This is a genomic window from Corynebacterium yonathiae (genome assembly GCF_027570195.1).
Taxonomy (GTDB): domain Bacteria; phylum Actinomycetota; class Actinomycetes; order Mycobacteriales; family Mycobacteriaceae; genus Corynebacterium; species Corynebacterium yonathiae.
The window spans coordinates 32608-51769 of record NZ_JAKMUZ010000004.1; the positions used below are offsets into that span (position 1 = coordinate 32608).

The 19162-nt window shown below is 59.6% G+C and carries 17 protein-coding genes; 2 read left to right on the top strand and 15 right to left on the bottom strand.

Features of this window, described 5'->3' with window-relative positions; all coding sequences use genetic code 11:
* Positions 1-6: 6 nt before the first annotated feature.
* From groES to L8V22_RS02830, 3 genes are all read right to left on the bottom strand, one after another.
* Positions 7-300: a co-chaperone GroES gene (gene groES / locus L8V22_RS02820; RefSeq protein WP_005322702.1), complete on the bottom strand. Its 294-nt coding sequence runs from the start codon at positions 298-300 to the stop codon at positions 7-9.
* 204 nt (positions 301-504) lie between these two features.
* Complete coding sequence (locus L8V22_RS02825; RefSeq protein WP_238800184.1) at positions 505-1752, bottom strand: FtsX-like permease family protein; 1248 nt, start codon at positions 1750-1752, stop codon at positions 505-507.
* Positions 1736-2341: an ABC transporter ATP-binding protein gene (locus L8V22_RS02830; protein ID WP_238800186.1), complete on the bottom strand. Its 606-nt coding sequence runs from the start codon at positions 2339-2341 to the stop codon at positions 1736-1738. Before L8V22_RS02830 ends, L8V22_RS02825 begins: the two co-directional genes overlap by 17 nt.
* A 112-nt stretch (positions 2342-2453) precedes the next feature.
* Between L8V22_RS02830 and L8V22_RS02835 the strand changes: the two genes are divergently transcribed.
* Both L8V22_RS02835 and L8V22_RS02840 read left to right on the top strand, forming a co-directional pair.
* Positions 2454-3584: a sensor histidine kinase gene (locus tag L8V22_RS02835; protein WP_238800188.1), complete on the top strand. Its 1131-nt coding sequence runs from the start codon at positions 2454-2456 to the stop codon at positions 3582-3584.
* Complete coding sequence (locus tag L8V22_RS02840) at positions 3581-4216, top strand: response regulator transcription factor (protein WP_238800190.1); 636 nt, start codon at positions 3581-3583, stop codon at positions 4214-4216. The genes L8V22_RS02835 and L8V22_RS02840 overlap by 4 nt, the downstream gene beginning before the upstream one ends.
* A 37-nt stretch (positions 4217-4253) precedes the next feature.
* Here L8V22_RS02840 and L8V22_RS02845 read toward each other — a convergent pair whose 3' ends face one another.
* The 12 genes from L8V22_RS02845 to L8V22_RS02900 form a co-directional block, all read right to left on the bottom strand.
* Complete coding sequence (locus tag L8V22_RS02845; protein WP_238800192.1) at positions 4254-5699, bottom strand: purple acid phosphatase family protein; 1446 nt, start codon at positions 5697-5699, stop codon at positions 4254-4256.
* A 123-nt stretch (positions 5700-5822) separates the two neighbouring features.
* Positions 5823-6251 (bottom strand): hypothetical protein, encoded by a 429-nt coding sequence (locus L8V22_RS02850; protein ID WP_238800200.1) that lies wholly within the window; start codon positions 6249-6251, stop codon positions 5823-5825.
* 89 nt (positions 6252-6340) lie between these two features.
* Positions 6341-7384, bottom strand: coding sequence for a tRNA (adenosine(37)-N6)-threonylcarbamoyltransferase complex transferase subunit TsaD (tsaD, locus tag L8V22_RS02855; RefSeq protein ID WP_238800202.1), 1044 nt, complete (start codon positions 7382-7384; stop codon positions 6341-6343).
* Positions 7385-7403: 19 nt separating this feature from the next.
* Entirely contained in the window at positions 7404-7886 is a 483-nt protein-coding gene (locus tag L8V22_RS02860; RefSeq protein WP_238800211.1) for a GNAT family N-acetyltransferase, read from the bottom strand.
* Entirely contained in the window at positions 7883-8590 is a 708-nt protein-coding gene (gene tsaB, locus L8V22_RS02865; RefSeq protein ID WP_238800228.1) for a tRNA (adenosine(37)-N6)-threonylcarbamoyltransferase complex dimerization subunit type 1 TsaB, read from the bottom strand. The genes L8V22_RS02860 and tsaB overlap by 4 nt, the downstream gene beginning before the upstream one ends.
* Positions 8590-9099: a hypothetical protein gene (locus L8V22_RS02870; RefSeq protein WP_238800230.1), complete on the bottom strand. Its 510-nt coding sequence runs from the start codon at positions 9097-9099 to the stop codon at positions 8590-8592. Before L8V22_RS02870 ends, tsaB begins: the two co-directional genes overlap by 1 nt.
* Positions 9100-9261: 162 nt before the next feature.
* A complete protein-coding gene (locus L8V22_RS02875) occupies positions 9262-10851 on the bottom strand; it encodes an aspartate:alanine exchanger family transporter (protein ID WP_238800232.1) in 1590 nt (529 codons plus the stop codon).
* Positions 10852-10940: 89 nt separating this feature from the next.
* The gene (tsaE, locus tag L8V22_RS02880) at positions 10941-11441 is read right to left on the bottom strand and encodes a tRNA (adenosine(37)-N6)-threonylcarbamoyltransferase complex ATPase subunit type 1 TsaE (protein ID WP_238800739.1); all 501 of its coding nucleotides are present in this window, start codon (positions 11439-11441) and stop codon (positions 10941-10943) included.
* Positions 11431-12534, bottom strand: coding sequence for an alanine racemase (alr, locus tag L8V22_RS02885; RefSeq protein WP_238800741.1), 1104 nt, complete (start codon positions 12532-12534; stop codon positions 11431-11433). Before alr ends, tsaE begins: the two co-directional genes overlap by 11 nt.
* An 82-nt stretch (positions 12535-12616) precedes the next feature.
* The gene (locus L8V22_RS02890; RefSeq protein WP_238800234.1) at positions 12617-14140 is read right to left on the bottom strand and encodes an ATP-binding cassette domain-containing protein; all 1524 of its coding nucleotides are present in this window, start codon (positions 14138-14140) and stop codon (positions 12617-12619) included.
* A 193-nt stretch (positions 14141-14333) separates the two neighbouring features.
* A complete protein-coding gene (gene glmS / locus L8V22_RS02895) occupies positions 14334-16205 on the bottom strand; it encodes a glutamine--fructose-6-phosphate transaminase (isomerizing) (RefSeq protein ID WP_238800240.1) in 1872 nt (623 codons plus the stop codon).
* 94 nt (positions 16206-16299) lie between these two features.
* On the bottom strand, positions 16300-19104 hold the full coding sequence (locus L8V22_RS02900; RefSeq protein ID WP_238800245.1) for an FAD-binding and (Fe-S)-binding domain-containing protein: 2805 nt from the start codon (positions 19102-19104) through the stop codon (positions 16300-16302).
* Between the last annotated feature and the right edge of the window lie 58 nt (positions 19105-19162).

Here is a 19162-nt window from a genome sequence, read left to right on the forward strand (position 1 = left end):
TGAGGCCTACTTCTCGATGACAGCGAGCAGGTCACGGGAGGACAGCAGCAGGTACTCCTCACCGTTGTACTTCAGCTCGGTGCCGCCGTACTTGGAAAAGACCACGGTATCGCCCTCGTTGACGCCTACCGGGGTGACCTCACCCTTGTCGTTGGTGCGGCCTGGGCCTACTGCAACGACGGTAGCTTCCTGCGGCTTTTCCTTAGCAGAATCTGGGATAACCAGGCCGGAAGCGGTGGTGGTTTCAGCTTCTACGATCTGTACGAGGACGCGGTCCTCGAGAGGCTTAATGTTTGCCATGATGTTTCCTCCGTAGTGTTCGTATGCGCGCCGGTATGGCACGCGCGTGCCGGTTGTGGATGTCCAGCACAGCCGTCGTCGCGGGTGAACAACTGTGGGTCAAACAACCTGATTAGCACTCTACCCTCGCGACTGCTAACCCTCAACAATGACCCGGCCCACATTTCTACGCCCGCAGCGATCTCCCCCTTGGCGCCTGCAACACTACCTTGAACGCTGCTGAGCCCGGGCTTGCACGAAGGCTGCAAGCACCAGCTTGACGACGCCCAAGGCGATAAACATGGCACCGAAGATTACGGCATACGCCGGCCACCACAGCTCCTCCATCAGAGTCCGAGCGAAGAAAACCTGTGGGGTAAGGAGGCGGTGGAGTGGGAGGAGCGTCGCCAAGCACAGCGCCCAGACCACGCCGGCCGCAGTCAGGGTGAGGCAGGCCGCCTCCCCCACCTGCACGCGGATCCAGGCTAGAGGAGCGGCGCCGGCGAGGGTGAGGCCGCGGATATCGGAGGCAATGCGCCCGTGCATGAGCAGCGAGGTGAGCACGGCACTCACGATGCTGGGGGCAAAGACAGGCCCTAAAAGGGCGACGAAGACCTGCCAGGACGATAGGGCTCCGCCGGCGCCTGCGGCGCTTTCAAAGCGCAGGCCAGAGCCTACGGCGACGATAAATCCGCCGACGAGAACCCACGGCACGATGTGCGGGGTAGAAAAGTTGCGACGCACGCGCACATTGGCCCCAGCGATGCCGGCCGCGCGGGTCCATTGGTCGATAGTGGGCATAAGCCAGGGCCAAAAGAGGGCGACGAGGATGACCAAGCCCATCTCGGCCGAGAGAAGATCGCCGGGATCGGCAATGTGCAGGCACCCGTAAACCGTGCTGCCGATGGCCGCGGACGCGAGCAAGAATTTCACCACGGTCCAGGCCGGGTGTGCGGTGGTGCGCGGCCGGAAGACTCGGCGCAGTGGAGGCAGCGCGCCAACTAGCGCTGCGGACATGCAGACTATGACCGCAATGACCGTGACCTGGCCGGTAATGGCAAGGTCCGGCATGGGGATGCCATCGCTGCGTAGCGCGCGTACGCACGGAGCGAGCAGCGGGCCGGCCGGCAGCACGCCAAGGAGCCCTGCGGCCGCGCTGACTACTGCGACCTGCCCCAGAATGAAGGCAATAATCATCCACCCGGGCATGCCCACCATGCGCCAGGAACGGTAGACCGGCTCGCGCTCGGCGATGATAAGGCGCATCTGCGACAGCGTCACCAACACCACCACGCACAGGGCCATGCCGAGTACCGTGCCGCCCACTGGGCCGGCGGGGTTTTCTTCGGCCCCGGAGGAGGCGACCAGCATCGCTAGCGCCAGGGTGCACGAGGTGGAAGAGACCACCAGGGTCAGCGCCACGGCTAGCCACGAGAGCCAATTGGACTGCAAGTCCTTAAGCCACACCAGCATGGGCTACCTCCTCAAGGGAAATAACGCGGTCGGCCGCTTCAGCGGCAAGGTGGGAGTGGGTCACCATAATCACGCTGGCTCCCTCGCGGGCGGCGGCGCGCAAGTGGGAAAGGACGGTGGATGCGGTGGCGTCGTCAAGCGCGCCCGTGGGCTCGTCGGCGAAGATATAGGGTGCCTGAGCCAGCAGTGCCCGGGCTACAGCCACGCGTTGTTGCTGACCACCGGAAAGCTGTGCGGGCAGGCGGCGCTCCAGGCCAGCAAGGCCGAGCGAATCAAAGACCTCCGCCACCCGGCTGCGTGACGGGCGCCGGCCGGAAAAGCGCGCGGTCAAGGTGGCATTGCGCTGCGCATTGAGGGATTCCAAGAGGTTATAGTCTTGGAAGACAAAGGCACGCTGCTTGCGCCCCGGCGCGTTAACTTGGCCGGACGTGGGCTTATCCAGCCCGGATAGCAGGTTAAGGAGCGTGGTTTTACCGCTGCCGGAAGGGCCCATGATGGCGACGAATTCGCCCGGGGCGATGGAAACAGTGACCCGCTTGAGTACAGTGCGGCGGCCGTAGCGCTTAGTGAGGTTTTCTGCTTTTAACATGCCTTTGATTCCACTCGGCCGCGCAGAAGAAAGACATGGGGCGGGCTGCCCGGAAAATGGTAGAGCTAGCTCTACTGCCCCACGCCGGGTAAGGCAGCTAGGCTCATGGGTTATGCGAACCCTCAAAGCCTGCGCGTGGAGCTTCGTCCTCGGCGCCCTGTGTATCCCGGCATTGGTGGTTTCGGTGCTGATGTTGCCGTGGATTCCGCTAGTGGGTCGGGCTGCGGAGTTTGTCGGCAGGTTGGGTGCGCAGTGGATGGGCGTGGAGATCCCGCCGCGGCGCTCCGGCCGTTGGTTTGATTGGCAGCAGTTTTACCACCTTATTGTGCAGCTATTGATTTCGGCTGCATGCTTTGCCGCGTGGACAGCCTTGGGTTTTACAGCGGGTGTGCTGGTGATAGCGCCGTTTGTACCCAAAGCCGAATTCTCCTTTGGCGAATGGTCTACCACCAACCGGCCGCTGATTTTCTTAACCTGCTGGCTGGCCGCGGCACTGCTGGTGGCGCTACTGGTGGGGATAAACCGCCTCCTGGTTGTGGCGTCGACCGCGCTGACCCGACTGGCATTGAGCCCATCGGCCGAGGAGTTGGCGGCCTCGCGCACCACGCTTATCGATGCCTTCTCCGGCGAGCGCCGCCGCATCGAGCGCGAGCTGCACGATGGACCGCAGCAGTACCTGACCGCACTCAAGCTCAACTTGGCGGCGGCAAAGTTGCAGGCCCCGTCCGAGGCGCTTCCTGCCTTGGCTGATGCGGAGCATAACGCCTCTTTGGCCCTGGCTTCCCTGCGCGCGACGGTGCGCGGTATTGCCCCGCAGGTGCTTTTCGACGCCGGACTTATCCCTGCCCTCGACGAGCTACTCGCCCACTCCGGGCTGGAGACTGAACTACACGTGGACGGGCCGGAACGCTCCGTGGACGAGACCACTGCCCTGCTGGCCTATCATGCGGTGGCCGAAGCACTTACCAATGCCTCCAAGCACGGCGCGGCCACCGAGGCGATGGTAAGGGTTTCTTTCGGGGACATGCTGCGCCTGGACATCGTTGATAATGGCACCGGCCCGGCCCTCAGCTCCACGACCAACGCAGCCGCCACGGCGGGAGCCGGTACCGGCTTGGCGGGGCTACGCGAGCGTGCCGCCGCACTAGGCGGAACGTTAAACTTTGCCGCGGCTCATGATGCTGCCGCAGGTGAACGCGGCGGCCGGCTGCTGCTCGAATTGCCGCTGAAGGAGGCGGAATGAAACTTTTACTCGCGGAAGATTCCGCGCTGCTGCGCGCGGGGCTCGAGCAGCTGCTCAGCTCTTTGGGCCATAGCGTTACAGCCGCCATGGATGCCGAAGAACTGAGCGCAATCGCTGGGCAAGAAACCTTCGACCTTATTATCAGCGATGTGCGCATGCCTCCCACCATGACCGACGACGGACTGCGCGCCGTCCACGACCTGCGCGCGTCCAACCCCACCCAGCCAGTGGTAGTGCTTAGCCAATACGTAGCGGCAAGCTACCTCGACCGCCTCTTGGAGCACGGGGGATTTGGCTACCTGCTCAAAGAGCGCGTTTCTGATGTAGAAGAATTCGTGCGCACTCTCGACGAGGTCGCCCGCGGCGGTACCGTCGTGGACCCAGAAGTGGTCACGGCACTGCTGTCTGCAAAGCGCACCGGTCTCGCCCAACTCACCGCCCGCGAACGAGAGGTGCTGGGACTGATGGCGCAAGGGTTGAGCAATACAGAAATTGAAGACACGCTCGTTCTTAGCGCAGGAGCGGTAAGCAAGCATGTCTCCAATGTGTTTATGAAACTAGGGTTTCGGTCCGAGGACTCTAACCGGCGGGTAAAAGCCGTATTGGCGTGGCTGCGCCACACTGAGCGCTAGCCCCACCGGGCGCTAGCCGCACCGGTCGCGGTGTTGGCTACTTCTTGGAGCTGAGCCCACCAAAAGCATCGCCGGAGCTCAGGGAGCTGCCGCTTTCCGGATCCTTTGGCACCTCTGGGGTGTCGGGCTCGGTGGGGTCGGTGGCGTCGTCGGCAGGCGCAGCGCCACGGTCTTTCTTTTTGAGCGAAACCTTGTCCACCAGGGTGTTATCGGCTTCGTTGAAGGTAGCGAAGGTGAGCTTGTCATCAGAGACGTCGACGCGCATGTAGTCCTCGGTGTAGTCCTGGCGCCACATGGCGGTAGATTCATGGGCGAGCTTTGGATCGATGGTCTCCATGCGCGCGCCCTTGTGCTTCTTATTGTTGACGTCGGTGAAATCGTAGAACTTGCCGCCACCCGCGGTGGTGGTGGTCAGGTACAGGGCCTCGCCATCCTTGGGTTCGAGGACATCGCCGCGCTGCGGCTTCTTCTCCGGCAGGACCGGCTTATTGTTCTTCATCAGGTGGCTGCGGGTATAGATGTGGTCGTGGCCGGAGAGCACGGCATCCACGTTGAGCTCGGAAAGTACCGGGGTAAGCTTCTCGCGCAAGTTGGTAACGTCCTTATCAAAATGGTGCGAACCCTGGGAATAAGGACCATGGTGCATGCCAACTACGATCCAGTCATTATCCGCGCCGCGGGATTCCACGGCCTCGCGCAGGAATTGCTCGTGGCGAGCAATATCGGCGTCGGAGGAAGCATTAGAGTCTAGGCCGATGAAGAGCACGTTATTGCGCTCGAAGTAGTGGTCGCGGATATCGTCGGCCTGGTGGGGGTTGGAGAAATGCTCATCATGATGCTTCATGGTGAGGTTATAAGTCTCGTGGTTGCCCGGAACGGTATTGGTCGGGATGTGGCGGATTTCCGGGGCGGAGAAGTAGGCATCGTACTGCGGCACTTGGGCGCCCCAGCCTTCTACTTGATCCCCTAGGGACCAGATCATGTTGGCATTGGGCACATGGGAAGCCGCGTGAGCGATGGTCTTGCGCCACTGCTCCGCTTGGTCATCGACCTTGAGGTCCACGCCGATTTGCGGGTCCGCAACGGTGAGGAAAGACCACTCATCACCGTTGGAGCCGGTGTTAAAGGTCTCTGGTTCGGACCAGCCGCCTTCCTCGGAGCCAACGCGGTAGGAGTACTCGGTATCCGGCTGCAGGTCAGTGGCGGTGGCGAACTGGGACTTATAAAGCAGAGCGCCGTAATCGCGTTCCTCGGCGCGGAAAGTCTGGGTGCCTTCCGGGCCGGTAACCTCGAGGACTTCGTCCGCCTTGGACTTGGTGCGCCACGTAACCATTACCTGGGATTCGTCCTCGCCCGGCTGCAGGATGGTGCGGTAGATGGGCGAATCAGCAGCCAGCGCCGGGGTGGCGGGCACGATGGTGGCGGCACCGCCCACGGCAAGGGCGGTAACGAGGGAGGCGACAAAGCGCGTTGAACGGAGCATACAGTATTCACCTTTTGGAGTCTTAGAAAAAGCAGTACGGCTCCCTAGAACACCATAAGAATGTGAACACCGTATTACGAGCGCGCGAAAAGCGCTTGAACCCTACCTGTGAGGGAGTGGAGCTTAAAGGCTCTTGGTGGAATTGATAACGGCCGCGCGCCAGAGCGTGTACTCCTCTGGGTTATCTTCCCGATAATTCTTGACGGCGCGAATGCCCTGCTCCACGGACTCGATGACGGTATCGATGGTTTTATCTTCGCCCTCGGCATCAACGAAAATGACCGGACCACAAATGGAGCGGATGGGGTCTTGCAAGAAGGCGGCATTGCCGGTGGCGGCAGCGTTGCGCGCCAGGGAGGCTACTGGGTTGGGCTCGGCGCCTTCAGCCTTGGCTTCGGGGTTGTAGAGCGCCGCATAGGTGGTGCCGTCTTCTTGGAATACTACGGAGACGCGGTCCTCGGTGGTGCCGCCCAAGAACTGATTGGCGTGCTCCAGCTCGAATTCCAGCTTGCGGCGGGTGAGATCAGGGTTGACAAGGAAACCGACGGTCATGAGAGAGCTCCTTCACAAAGCCAAGAGGGCATGAACGCCTTTTAGGGTACCGGCCCCGCACCCCGCCTGCAGGGCGAGAAAGAAGAACTTTAGGTTAACTGCGGATCTTCTACATCCAGCTGGGTATCGGTGCCAACTCCGAGGCCAGAGGGCTGGGCACCTTCATGAATAAGCTGCGCACCAATGGCCGCGATCATCACGCCATTGTCGGTACACAGGGAAAAGCGCGGCACGCGCAGCTCGACCCCAGCGGCGGCACAGCGCTCGGCGGCCAACTCGCGCAGGCGGGAATTTGCGGCCACACCTCCTCCCAGCAGCAGGACGCGGGCGCCAGTATCTTCGCAGGCGCGGACAGCCTTGGCGGTCAGGACATCGGCCACGGCTTCCTGGAAGCTAGCGCAGACGTCTTCCACGCTGATGGTCTCCCCTGCCTTTTCGGCACGCTCGACATAGCGAGCCACGGAAGTCTTTAGTCCAGAGAAGGAAAAATCGTGGCGGTGTGGGCCGCGCAGGTCTTCGGCGCGGGACATACCGAGTGGAAAATCGATGGTGGCTTTACCGCGCGCGGCGAGCTTATCAATCACCGGGCCACCCGGGTAGCCGAGGCCAAGCAGGCGCGAGACTTTGTCGTAGGCCTCACCGGCGGCGTCGTCCAGCGTGGAGCCCAGCTCCCGCATAGGCTTGCCGACGGCCTCTACCTCCAGCAGCTGCGTATGCCCACCCGAGACCAAAAGGGCCACCGAGTGCGGCAGCTCTTCGCCTTCCAGGTTGGCCACGGCAACGTGGCCGCCAAGGTGGTTCACGCCGTAGAAAGGCACGCCCCAGGCTGCGGCATAGGCCTTAGCTGCCGAGGCCCCCACCAGCAGCGCGCCGGCCAGGCCGGGCCCCACGGTGGCGGCGATGGCATCTGGCTTGGCGATGTCGGCCTCTTTGAGCGCCGCCTGCATGACCTGCGGCATGGCTTCAAGGTGAGCGCGGGAGGCGATTTCCGGGACGACGCCGCCGAAACGGGCGTGCTGCTCCATGGAGGAGGCGACGGCATTTGCGAGGATCTCCATGTGACCGTCCTCGCTAAGCTCGACGATGCCCACGCCGGTTTCATCGCAGGAGGACTCGATGCCCATGATCTTCATGACTGCTCCTTAATTATCTTTAACGCTCGGACTGGCGCGGGCGCACCATCACGTGCGCATCTGCTCCGGAAGGTTGGTAATAATTCTTACGAATCCCCTGCTTGGCAAAGGCATAACCCTCATAAAGGCCGATAGCAGGTTCGTTGCCTACCCGTACCTCGAGGAAGACCGGGGCGTCTTTAAGATCCGCAATATGGCAAATATTGTCCATCATCATGCGAGCGATGCCGCGGCGCTGTGCGGCGGGATCGACGCCGATGGTGTGGATTTCAAATTCTGGATCAGCCGCTGGCCCCATCATGCCGATTCCCGCATAACCTAGCAGCACTGTGGATTCGTGCGCGGAGTCGAGCGCGCCTTCTACCCCGAAATAGAAGTTGAAGGGCTGGGCCATTTCCTGGCGGAAAACTCCGCTGGACCATGGGGTCTCTCCGGGGAAAAGGACCTTTTCCAGCTCGGCGCACCGAGGCGCGTCGGCCGGGGTCAACTCGCGCAGCTTCACAGTTCCACCTTGGGGATGGCGGCCGACAGCTGTTGCTGCTTCGGCGGGACCGCATCCGGGCGGCGTAGGTAGAGCGGCACAACGGGGGCTGGTTCCGCAGTGAGGTCAGCTACAGCCACTAGGGCTGCTGCGGTGGGATGGGCCGCGCGGTGCGGCAGCTCAGTCAGCTTCTCCGGTAGCTGTGCGGCGAGACGCTCGGGGATGATGACCTCGACCGTAGCGTTAAGTCCCACCTTAACATCTGCCGGCTTAGTTACCTCAGGACCAGAGATGCGCTGCACACCAGAATCGGTAGCGCGGTAGGTGGCCCAATAGATTTCTTTACGGCGTGCATCGGTAGCCACCAAGGCGGTAGCCTCGCTGCCCGCATCTGCGGGGTTGGCGTGGTGGCAGGCAGCATGGGCAATTGCATCGTGGGTGCATACGCCGTGGAGGGGAATGGAGAGGGCGTCGGCAAGCGCGGAGGCTGTCGCCATACCCACGCGCAGGCCGGTAAACGGGCCTGGACCTATGCCGGTGACTACCGCATCGAGATCGGAATACTCCATTCCTACCTCTGCGAGGACGTCAGTGATCGTAGGTATGAGCAGCTCATTGTGCGCACGGGTATCTTCGAGCACCCGCTCGGTGGTCTGCCCAGTGGCGGTATCCACTACCCCAGCGACCAGGGCGGTGGTTGCCGTGTCGATCGCGAGGACGCGCATTAGCCAACCAGCTTCCAGGTTCCATCCTGACGCTGGAACGCCAAAGGCTGAGCGCCCTGGACCATCGGTACTCCGCCATCCAGGCTCTGGCCCTGCTGCTCCATGGCCTTGATTTGGGTATCGATCATTTCACATACCTCGACCTTTTCCGGGTCCAGCTCTTCGATGAAGGGCTCAGTGTTCTGGGAGATGGCGACGGCGTAGCTCTTGCCCTCTGGGACCTTGCCATCTTCAAAGGTGATGTCCTTGGTATCGATCTGAGCCTCTTTGACCTTATCTTCCTTCATGCCCGGGCAGATGAAGCCAATAGCGGCATAGTCCTTGCCGTAGACATCGGAAGGAATAAGGCTCATCGCCTCCAGGTTTTTCGGGGTCTTAGACAGCGTGGAGCTGAGGTTTCCCTCCAATGGATTGTCCTCGCGCAAGGTAGACGAGGCCAAGAGAACCATCATGACAACAATAAAGATGGCGATGATGGCGGCGGTAAGGTTGCGAGCGAATTTAGTCATGGGGTGAGAAAAGCTCCTTGAAAAATTTAAACTTTCAGGCGGGCGGCGGTAATTCTGGCAACCGATGCTACCTGTCTAACCGCAACACAAAACCCACAGGGTTATGCCTGCCAGTGTAGGCGGGCGCCCCTGTGGGTGAGTAATTAACGCGGTGTATTGGCGCTATAGCAACAGCAGGAGCAATACCTGCGAGGCAATAATCTTGCCGATGATCGTGGTGGGATACACCGTAGCCCAGCCACGACCGGCCAGCTCAGTGCCGGTTTGGTCGCGAATATAGGCAAAGACTGCTGGGTTGGTGGTCATGCCAGCCGCACAGCCCATGGCCTCGTCCCACTTCAGCTTCAGCACCAGCATGCCGATGACGCCAATCAGGATAGCGGAGGTCAAGGTGATAATGAGGCCCACGCCCATAATGGTCAGGGAGGACGGATCCGTTAGGGCATCGCGGAAGGAAGCGCCGGCCGAGGTGCCCACTCCGGCGAGGAACAGCGTAAGGCCCATATTGGACAAGGTCTCACGAGTTTGGAACGGCATTTGCCAGTTCAGCCGGCCGGTGCGGTTGAGGTAGCCCAATAGCAGGCCGACAACCACGGGGCCGCCACCGAAGCCCAGCTGCAAGGTGGAACCGCCTGGCATCGGAATCGGAATGAGGCCAAGCAACATGCCCAGCGTCAGGCCGATAGCCATGGACAGCAGGTCCGCGTTACCCAAAGCAGCTTCAGAGTCACCGAGATACTTGCGTACATAAGACAAGCGGCTCGGGCTGGTTACTACGCGAACACGATCCGAATAGTTAAGCACCGTATCTGGATGCGGAACGAGGTCCTTATCGCCCTTACGAATACGAGCGATGATAAACCCGTGGTCTAGGGCCTTGATCTCGCGGACCGATTTACCCGCAATGTCCGGGTTAGACACGGTAACGCGGGCGTACTTTAGACCGGCTTCCTCGGTCAGCTCCACCGGGTATTCTTCACCCAAAATCTCAATGGCCTTATCGACGGCCTCTTCGGAGCCATTGAGGAGGTATGCTTCGCCCTCGCATAGCGGCATTTCTGGGACGGCGAGGCGGTGGCGATCTTCGTCAGAAATGATACGAGTAGCAACGACAGTCTGGCCGGTTACACGGTAGATATGACCAGCGGTGTCATTGAAGTTCTTGGTCAAGCGCACGCCCTTGGCCACGAGCTCAGCGGGAATCATGCCCTCCGCGCGGGCGTCTTCTTCATGGTTGACCTTGAGCACCTTAGCGCCGATGGCGGCAACGAGAATCGCGCCTATCACCGCGCCCGGGTAAGCCAAGGAGTATCCGACAACCGGGGTAGAATCGCCCACCATTTCTACCACGGCGGCCATACCTGGCGTGGAGGAGAGCGAACCGGCAAACATGCCGGTGGCTTCTGGCGCGCTCAGGCCAAAGGCACGGATGAGGCCATAGCCTACCGCGACCAAGATAACCAGCATGCCCAACATAAATACGGTGAGCTTCCAGCCGCGGGTCTTGAACTCGCGGACGAAGGAGGGGCCGAAGCTTAGACCAATGGCATAAACGAAAATCGCTAAACCAAATTGATAGACCAGAGGCGGAATCTGGATATCAGGATTGGCAGTAGAAAGACCCAGCGCCACAAACATCGCAGCCGCGGCACCGAGGGAGATGCCGAAGATCTTAATCTTACCAATCGCTAGACCCACCGCCATGATGACGAAGAGAGATAGCAAAGGACTAGAGGCGAGAAAATTCAACACCCCAATAGAATTACGTACTGGTTATACCCGCGGCAAGTTCTCCGTCTAGGATATTCATCACTTATCCACACTTTAGGCGGACATGCGTGCTATAGGCCGCCCCGCCACGACCACGTAAAGCGGCGAACATCCTGGTCTGCATCCGCGTATTCCGCCGGCTCGCGGTCGATGCTGATAAACAGGTAGCGCTCCGCAATCTGCTCTACTAGTCCCCCTCCCCATTCGGCAATAACCACGGCGTCTTCTAGCTCCGTGTCCAAGTCCAAGGCATCGAGCTCCCCTAGCGGATCCCCGGAATTAGCACCGCCTTCATCGAGCAGGCGGTAGGCATCAACATGAACGAGATCCGGACCACCTACAGTTGAGCGGTGCACGCGGGCAATGACGAAAGTCGGCGAGGTTACCCGTCCTTTGACCTGCATGCCCTTGGCGACGCCCTGCGTCAGCGTCGTTTTTCCAGCCCCCAACGGCCCGTCCAGGATCACCACATCGCCAGCCTCAAAGCCCGCACCCAGCTCTTTCCCGAAAGCATAGGTTTCTTCCACCGTTGATAGGTCGCGGCTGCCGGATTCCGGGAAGCTACTGCGCATCATCTTCTCCTATGTATTCGCGTTCGGTACGACCATCAGGCAGACACACCACCTCATAGTTGATGGTTCCTGCCGCCGTGGCGAGATCCGTAGCCGATACTCCCCCGTTGCCAAAAATTACGGCATCTTGTCCCGTGTCTACGCCATGGGGATTTTCGCCTAGGTCCACCACAATCTGATCCATGCAGATGCGGCCTACCTGTGGGTACAGGTGTCCGCCAATGCCCACGTGCAGATCGCCTTGATAACCACGCGGCAGGCCATCGGCATAACCACAATCCACGGTGGCTAAAAATCCCGGTTTATCCGCCTTCCAGGTCAGTCCGTAGCACGTACCCTCGCCAGGTTGGATGGGCTTAACGTTGAAAATCTGCCCGGACCAGGTCATTGCAGGGCGCAGGCCATGCTCGCGCCCTGCAATAGGCTCCAAGCCATAGCAGGCAGCACCTACACGCACCTGTTCAAAATAAGAAGAAGGACGCGTCAGCGCTGCCGGTGAATTAGCGAGGTGATTGACTGGGCACTCCAACCCAATCTCGCGCGCGAGCCGCAGGGACTTGCGGAATGCCTCTTCTTGGGCATCGTTGTGCGGATTATCCGGTTCATCGGCGCAAGCAAAGTGGGACATGAGGCCTAGGACCTTGATATGCGGGGCATCCCGCAGCACCTGAAAGGTTTCCGCCCAATCCTCTTCATCCACGCCGGAACGGTGCATGCCGGTTTCCACCTTGACGTAAACCTCAGCGGGAAAATTAGCCTTGACCAACTTATGCGCCTGTTCAAGAGAGTTGACCGCTACCTCGATTCCATTGGCAAGTGCTTCTTCGAGGATTTCATCCGTCTGCCAGATCCACGCCACAATGGGCGCATCCACGCCCGCCCGGCGCAGATCCACTGCTTCGCGCAAGGTTGCCACGCCAAAGCAATCCGCGCCCGCGCGCGCCATCACCGGTACAACCTTAGCCGCGCCATGGCCATAGGCATCGGCCTTAACCACGCACATGAGCTTGACCTCAGGCCCCACCTTTTCCTTGATGAGGCGGACGTTGTGCGCAATGGCGGAGAGATCAATGGTGGTTTTCAGCATGTCCACCATTGTGCCACTGCTCACCCTTTTGCTGAATTCGGGCGGGTAGGGGCGCATTCACCCGCGATAGCTCGACCTAGGAGTCGGCTCATCCAATGTCCTCTATGGAAACTTGCCTCGTGAGTTTTATCCGCGAGCAGAAATCTTCATCATGGCTCACCACCAGCAATGCGCCCCGATATTTTTTCAATACCGAGACCAGCCAATCAACAGTTGAAATATCAATGTTGTTGGTCGGCTCATCGAGCATTAGCAATTGCGGTGCCGGATCCGCCAAAAGCACTCTGGCGAATTCCGCCCTAAACCTTTCGCCTCCCGAAAGGGTCCCTGTCAACGCATGAACCGAGTCAGATTGAAACAACAACTGAGCAAGCTGATCGCGGATAAACTGCGGTTCCTCTTGTGGATTCGCGTTGGTAACCACGTCCCACACGCTGAGAGAATGGTCTAACTCAATTCGTTGACGTAAGTACCCTGAGTTGTCGATAACGTAGCCTGCTTCACCTGAGTTAATTCGGTTTAAGAGCGTGGTTTTTCCACTTCCATTTGGTCCTGACAAGCGCACGCGTTCTGGGCCAACAATCGATAGCCCGGGCACCGAAATAACCCGCTTTCCTTCTGGCAGCTCAGTTCGTGGCAGCTCGATATACACCGAGTCATCATCTCGTATGTTTCGCTCAGCTCGAGTTATAGAGCGTTGGGCTGCTTCGACTGCGCCCGAATGCAGCCGCGCTCTGCGTGATGCCGTCTTTTCGGCGCGCTGTTTATCAAGTTTCATCGTCATGCCAGGTTTGCGTTTCGACTCTGCGAACTTCCTTCCTCGGCGCGCATCACGCGCAATCCGCGTTTGCATTGCTTGTTGTTCGCGCAGTTGCTGCTTATAAGTCGCTTTGGCGGTAGATACTGCCTTTTGAGCAGCTTCCTGTTCTGCATCAATTGTGGCAAGGTAAGCGGAATAATTGCCTTGGAAGAAGCGTAGGTTCCCATCCCTTAGCTCCGCTACCTCGGAAACTACATCCAACAGGTCTTTGTCATGGCTTACCACTAACACCGGCGCCGCGGCATTTACCAACATATCTTTCAGATGTTTCTTTGCAGCTCCGTCGAGGTTATTGGCCGGTTCATCGAGGATAATGAAATCTGGCTCGGACAAGAACACCGCCACCAAAGCGACGCGGACCGCTTCCCCTCCAGAGAGGCTTTCGATAGGGCGGTCCAACGGGATATCCAATCCAGCGGCAGAAAGGGCAGCGGTAATGCGCTCACCGACGTCCCATTGCTCCCCAATTAACTCATAGAGTTCGGGGTCATACTCGCCAGCTTCGACTGCGGCAATCGCTGCAAGCACTTGGGTAACACCGAAGATGTCTGCTACTACATCATTTTCATTCCAAGCAAGATCTTGTGGCAGGTACGCTACCGAATCCGGCTTTTCCACCGTTCCGGCAGTAGGCAAGATATGTCCAATGATGAGGTTTAACAGAGTTGTCTTCCCGGCACCATTATCCCCAATTAGCGCAGTTAAAGGGCCAGAAAAGGCACCGTTTAGGCCACTGAAGCAGGTTGTGCCATCGGGCCATACTAGAGAAAGGTCGTTCAATAAAATAGGCATGCTTAAATCCGTTCTTCCTTTGGTGTTTTAGGCGAAAACACGACGGATGAGCACTGCCTACTCCTTTCACCGACAACAATTGCTCTCAAAAGCATAACAGCTTCAAGCTGCAAAGAAATGCCAAAGCCCCCTTTCCTACCACGCATGAAACGCGGCAAGTAAGGGGGGCTTAACTGGGAACGCTTGGGGTGGATTACTCCACGGTCACGGACTTAGCCAAGTTGCGCGGCTGGTCTACGTCGTAGCCCTTGGACTTGGCTACGTGAGCGGCGAAGATCTGCAGCGGCACGGTAGCCAGCAGCGGCTGCATGAGGGTTGGTGCCTTAGGGATGCGGATGACGTGGTTTGCGTAATCCTCCACGGCGGTATCGCCTTCTTCCGCGATCACGATGGTAATGGCACCACGGGCGCGGATCTCTTGGATATTGGAGACGACCTTGGAGTGCAAGGAGTCGCGGCCACGTGGGGATGGCACGATAACGAAGACCGGCTGGCCTTCCTCAATAAGCGCAATTGGGCCGTGCTTGAGCTCGCCGGCGGCAAAGCCCTCGGCGTGCAGGTAGGCAATTTCCTTTAGCTTTAGTGCGCCCTCGAGAGCCACGGGGAAGCCGACGTGGCGGCCCAAGAAGAGCACGGATTCCGCGTCCTTCATGGAGTTGGCCAGGTTCGCTACTTGGTCTTCTTCGTCAATGACGTTCTGCACCTTGTCCGGCATGTGGCGTAATTCCGCAAGAACGCTCTGGATCTCATCGGCAAACATATTGCCGCGCAACTGGGCCAGGTAGAGACCAAGCAGGTAGGTAGCGGTAATCTGCGCCAAGAAAGCCTTGGTGGAAGCCACGGCGATTTCCGGACCGGCGTGCGTATAGAGCGCAGCATCAGATTCGCGCGGGATGGACGAGCCCTGGGTATTGCAGATAGCAATAACCTTGGCGCCCTGCTGGCGGGCGTGGCGCACGGCCATCAAGGTATCCATGGTCTCGCCGGACTGGGATAGCGCAACAACGAGGGTCTTCTCGTTCACAATCGGATCGCGGTAGCGGAATTCGTGAGCGAGCTCAACCTCGGTAGGAATGCGGCACCAGTGCTCGATGGCATAGCGCGCCACGTGACCGGCGTAGGCTGCGGTACCACAGGCGATGACGATGATCTTGTCGATGGATTTCAGCACGGTCTCATCGATGCGCAGATCGTCGAGGGTCAGCTGGCCTTGCTCATCGAAGCGACCCAGCAGGGTATCGCGCACAGCAGCGGGCTGATCGTGGATTTCCTTTTCCATGAAGGAATCAAAGCCGCCCTTTTCCGCGGCGGCGGCATCCCACTTGATCTCAAAAGGTTTGCCCTGTGCAGGGTTGCCCTCATAGTCGGTGATTTCCACCTCGTCGGCGGTGATGGTAACTACCTGGTCGTTGTCCATCTCCACGGCAGACTTGGTGTAATCGATAAAGCCGGAGACATCGGAGCCGAGGAAGTTTTCGCCCTCGCCCAAGCCGATAACTAGCGGGGAGTCGCGGCGGGCGGCAACGATGCGATCGGCCTGCTCGGCGTGGATGGCCAGCAGGGTAAATGCGCCCTCTAGGCGAGCGCAGGTCAGCTGCATCGCCTTGGTCAGGTCACCAGCGGCCTCGTTGTGGAAGACATCGCCCAACAACGTGGCGGCAACTTCGGTATCGGTCTCCGAGACGAAGTTATAGCCCTTATTCAAAAGCTCGGACTTGAGCTCGGCAAAGTTCTCGATGATGCCGTTGTGCACCACGGCCAGCTTGCCGCCATCGACCACGTGCGGGTGCGCATTCAGGTCGGTGGGGCCACCATGGGTGGCCCAGCGTGTATGGCCGATGCCCAACACAGAGTCAGGCAACGGGCGGGCTGCAATCTCAGAATCCAGCGCAGCGACCTTACCGGCCTTCTTACGCCAGCTGATATCTCCATCGGCGTACATTGCTACGCCAGCGGAGTCATAGCCGCGGTATTCCAAACGGCGCAGCCCTTCCAGAACTACGTCGAGGGCGAAGTAATCACGGTCACCACCAGCGTGACCAATATATCCAACAATTCCACACATGGTTGCTGATTTTACAGCACCAAGGGCAAAGCTCTAGGCGGGCGGGGCGTCGGCAAGCGGGGCATGACACCCACCCGCTAATGCGCTGGGAAAACTAGCGCGTCGCCTGCTCCAAAAGTTCCAAAATGTGGTGGTAATCCTCGCCGGTGGCGCGGGTTAGGCCAAGCTCACAGGTGCGGTTGGTCGAGGCGTGATATTGCGCGCCGATTTCCTTGACTTGCGCTGCCTCGGCGCGGGTAGCAGCCTCTGTAAGCTCCGGGTGGAGCATGCCGCGATCGCCGGCATAACCACAGCAATTCCAGTCGGTAGGAATGTGGACCTCAGTCGCCGCGGCGCGGGCTACCGTTTCTAAATCCTCCATCATGCCGAGCTGGAAAGACGAGCAAGTGGGGTGCACGGTCACGGAAGCGACCGGGTGCTGTACATCGAGCTGCGGCAGGAGGGTATCGGCGGTAAAGCTAATGGCGTCAATGACGGTAATGCCCACGGATTCCAGCATGTCCTTGAAACCGGCGGTACAGCTGCTGGCATCCACAATAACCGGCAGGCGCGCACCATCAGTGGCCTCCATGACGATATCGCGCACGCGCTGCTCCATCGCATCGTGGCCGGCCTGCATGCCCTTGGAAGACCATGGTGTACCACAGCAGAGCTTGTCGATGCCCTGCGGAACCTCCAGCGCTACCCCGGCGCGCTCCAAGAGGGCAATAAAAGAATCGGTCGCGCCCTTGCCACTGCCCTGAGGGCCGAACATGGTGTTTACGCAAGCTGGCAGGTAAATGCCGGTGGTCTGCGCGTAGCGGTCTCCTACACGCCCAGCCAAGCGGCCGCGGGACTTGCCGCCCTTGCCCAACTCCGGCTGGTATTGCGGCAGGTTATCGGTGCCGATGAGGCTGCGCCCCACATCGGTGACCTTCTTGACTAGGTCCGTAGGCAGCAGATGTGCTCCGGTCAGCGCTAGCCCAGCGCCCTGGCTAACGACCTGCCAATTTTTGGCGGCAGCGCCCCATAGCTTTTGCTGCGCTGGCTGGGCTTCCTCGCGGCGCAGACGCTTGATGAACTTGCCGGTATCGATGCCTACTGGACAGGCGGTGCGGCACATCGAATCCACGGCGCAGGTCTCAATACCCATGTATTCATAGGCCTCATCCAGCTCGGCCACGAGTTGGGTATCGCCAGCTTCTTCCGCGCGCTTGCGGGCGCGGCGCACCACGATGCGTTGGCGTGGGGTAAGCGTGAGGTCGCGCGACGGGCAGACCGGCTCGCAGTAGCCACACTCCACACAGCGGTCTACTTCCTCTTCCACGGTGGGGTTGAGCTTGATGTTTTTGATATGTGCATCGGGGTCATCGTCCAAGATGACGCCTGGATTCATGGTGTTGGTGGGATCGCAAGCACGCTTGAGCTCCTGCATAACCTCATAGAGCTCGTCGCCATACTGACGGCGCACATACGGTGCCATGGCGCGGCCGGTGCCGTGTTCCGCCTTGAGATTGCCCTCGGCCGAGAGGACCAAGTCCACCATGCCCTCGTTGAAATCGTTATATCGGCCGATGGCGTCATCGCCTTCAAAGCGGTCCGTGAGCAGGAAGTGAATATTGCCGTCCTTGGCATGGCCGAAAATGACGGCATCGTCATAGCCATAGCGGGCAAAGAGTTCCTGCAGAGAAGAACAGGTATCAGCTAGGTCTCCCACGGGCACGACGATATCTTCCAATAGAGCGGTCGTCCCGGACGGACGAGCCTCAGCCACCTGGGCATATAGACCCTTTCGGAAGTTCCATGCGGTATTGCGCGAAGCAGCATCGGCCGAAAAAGCGGCTGGCGATTGCAACGGCAGCTCACGCAAAAGCTGTGAGCCCTTGCCCTCTTTCTCGCGCAATTCTTCTTCTGCGTCCGCGTGGTACTCAATGAGCAGTGCGGCCTGCTGGTCCACATCGAAACCAGTGATGGCCTGCGGCACCTTATCAAAGCCTTGGCCCACGCGAATAGAGGCGGAGTCCATTAGCTCCAGGGTGACCGCCCCGGTATCCAGCAGGGCCGGCAGTGACTTGGTGGCAGCGGTGAGGTCATCAAATACAGCCACCGTGGTGGTGGTCAGCTTGGAAATCGGCACCGTGCGGAAAACCGCTTCCGCAATGAAGGCCAGGGTTCCTTCCGAACCGATAAGCAGGTGTTCAAAGAGCTTGACCGGGCTATCGAAATCTAGGAAGGAGTTGAGCCCATAGCCCATCGTGTTTTTCAGCTGGAAGTGGCGGCGGATAATATCCACGGATTCCTGGTTATCGCGCACGCGGCGCTGCAGGCGGATAAGCGTGTCCACCAGCTCCGGTTCTTGCTCTTGGAACTGCCGGTCTGCGTCCGGATCGGCGGTGTTAATTACGGTGCCGGTGGGCAGTACAAAGGTCAGCGATTCCAACGTGTTATACGTATTGAGCTCAGTACCACAGGCCATGCCGGAGGAATTATTGGCCACCACGCCGCCGATGGTGCAGGCAGACTCGCTTGCCGGATCCGGGCCAAGCTTGCGGTTGCGCAGGCCTAGGCGAGCGTTGACCTGGCGCACGGTCGCGCCGGGCTGAACGCGCACGCGCTTTCCTTCATCAAGAACTTCAATGCCGCGGAAATGCTTGCGCACATCCACCAAGTAACCGTCACCGGAGGCTTGGCCTGCCAGGGAGGTGCCGCCGGAGCGCAGGGTTACCGGAACATTCTGCTGCCGGCCCGCACGGAAGATGGCGGCCACATGCTCGGCGGAGCGAGCTTCAATGACTGCCTTGGGGGTATACAGGTAGTGCGAGGCATCGGAGGCATGTGCCACACGATCTATGACCTCGGTCTTTACCTCCATCCCATAACGAGTAGAAAGTCCTTCCACATCAACGACGCCGGTAGTCATGTACCGCAGCCTGCCTTCCCAGAAATAAAAATAAACGAGTATGTAGTTGCCCACACAT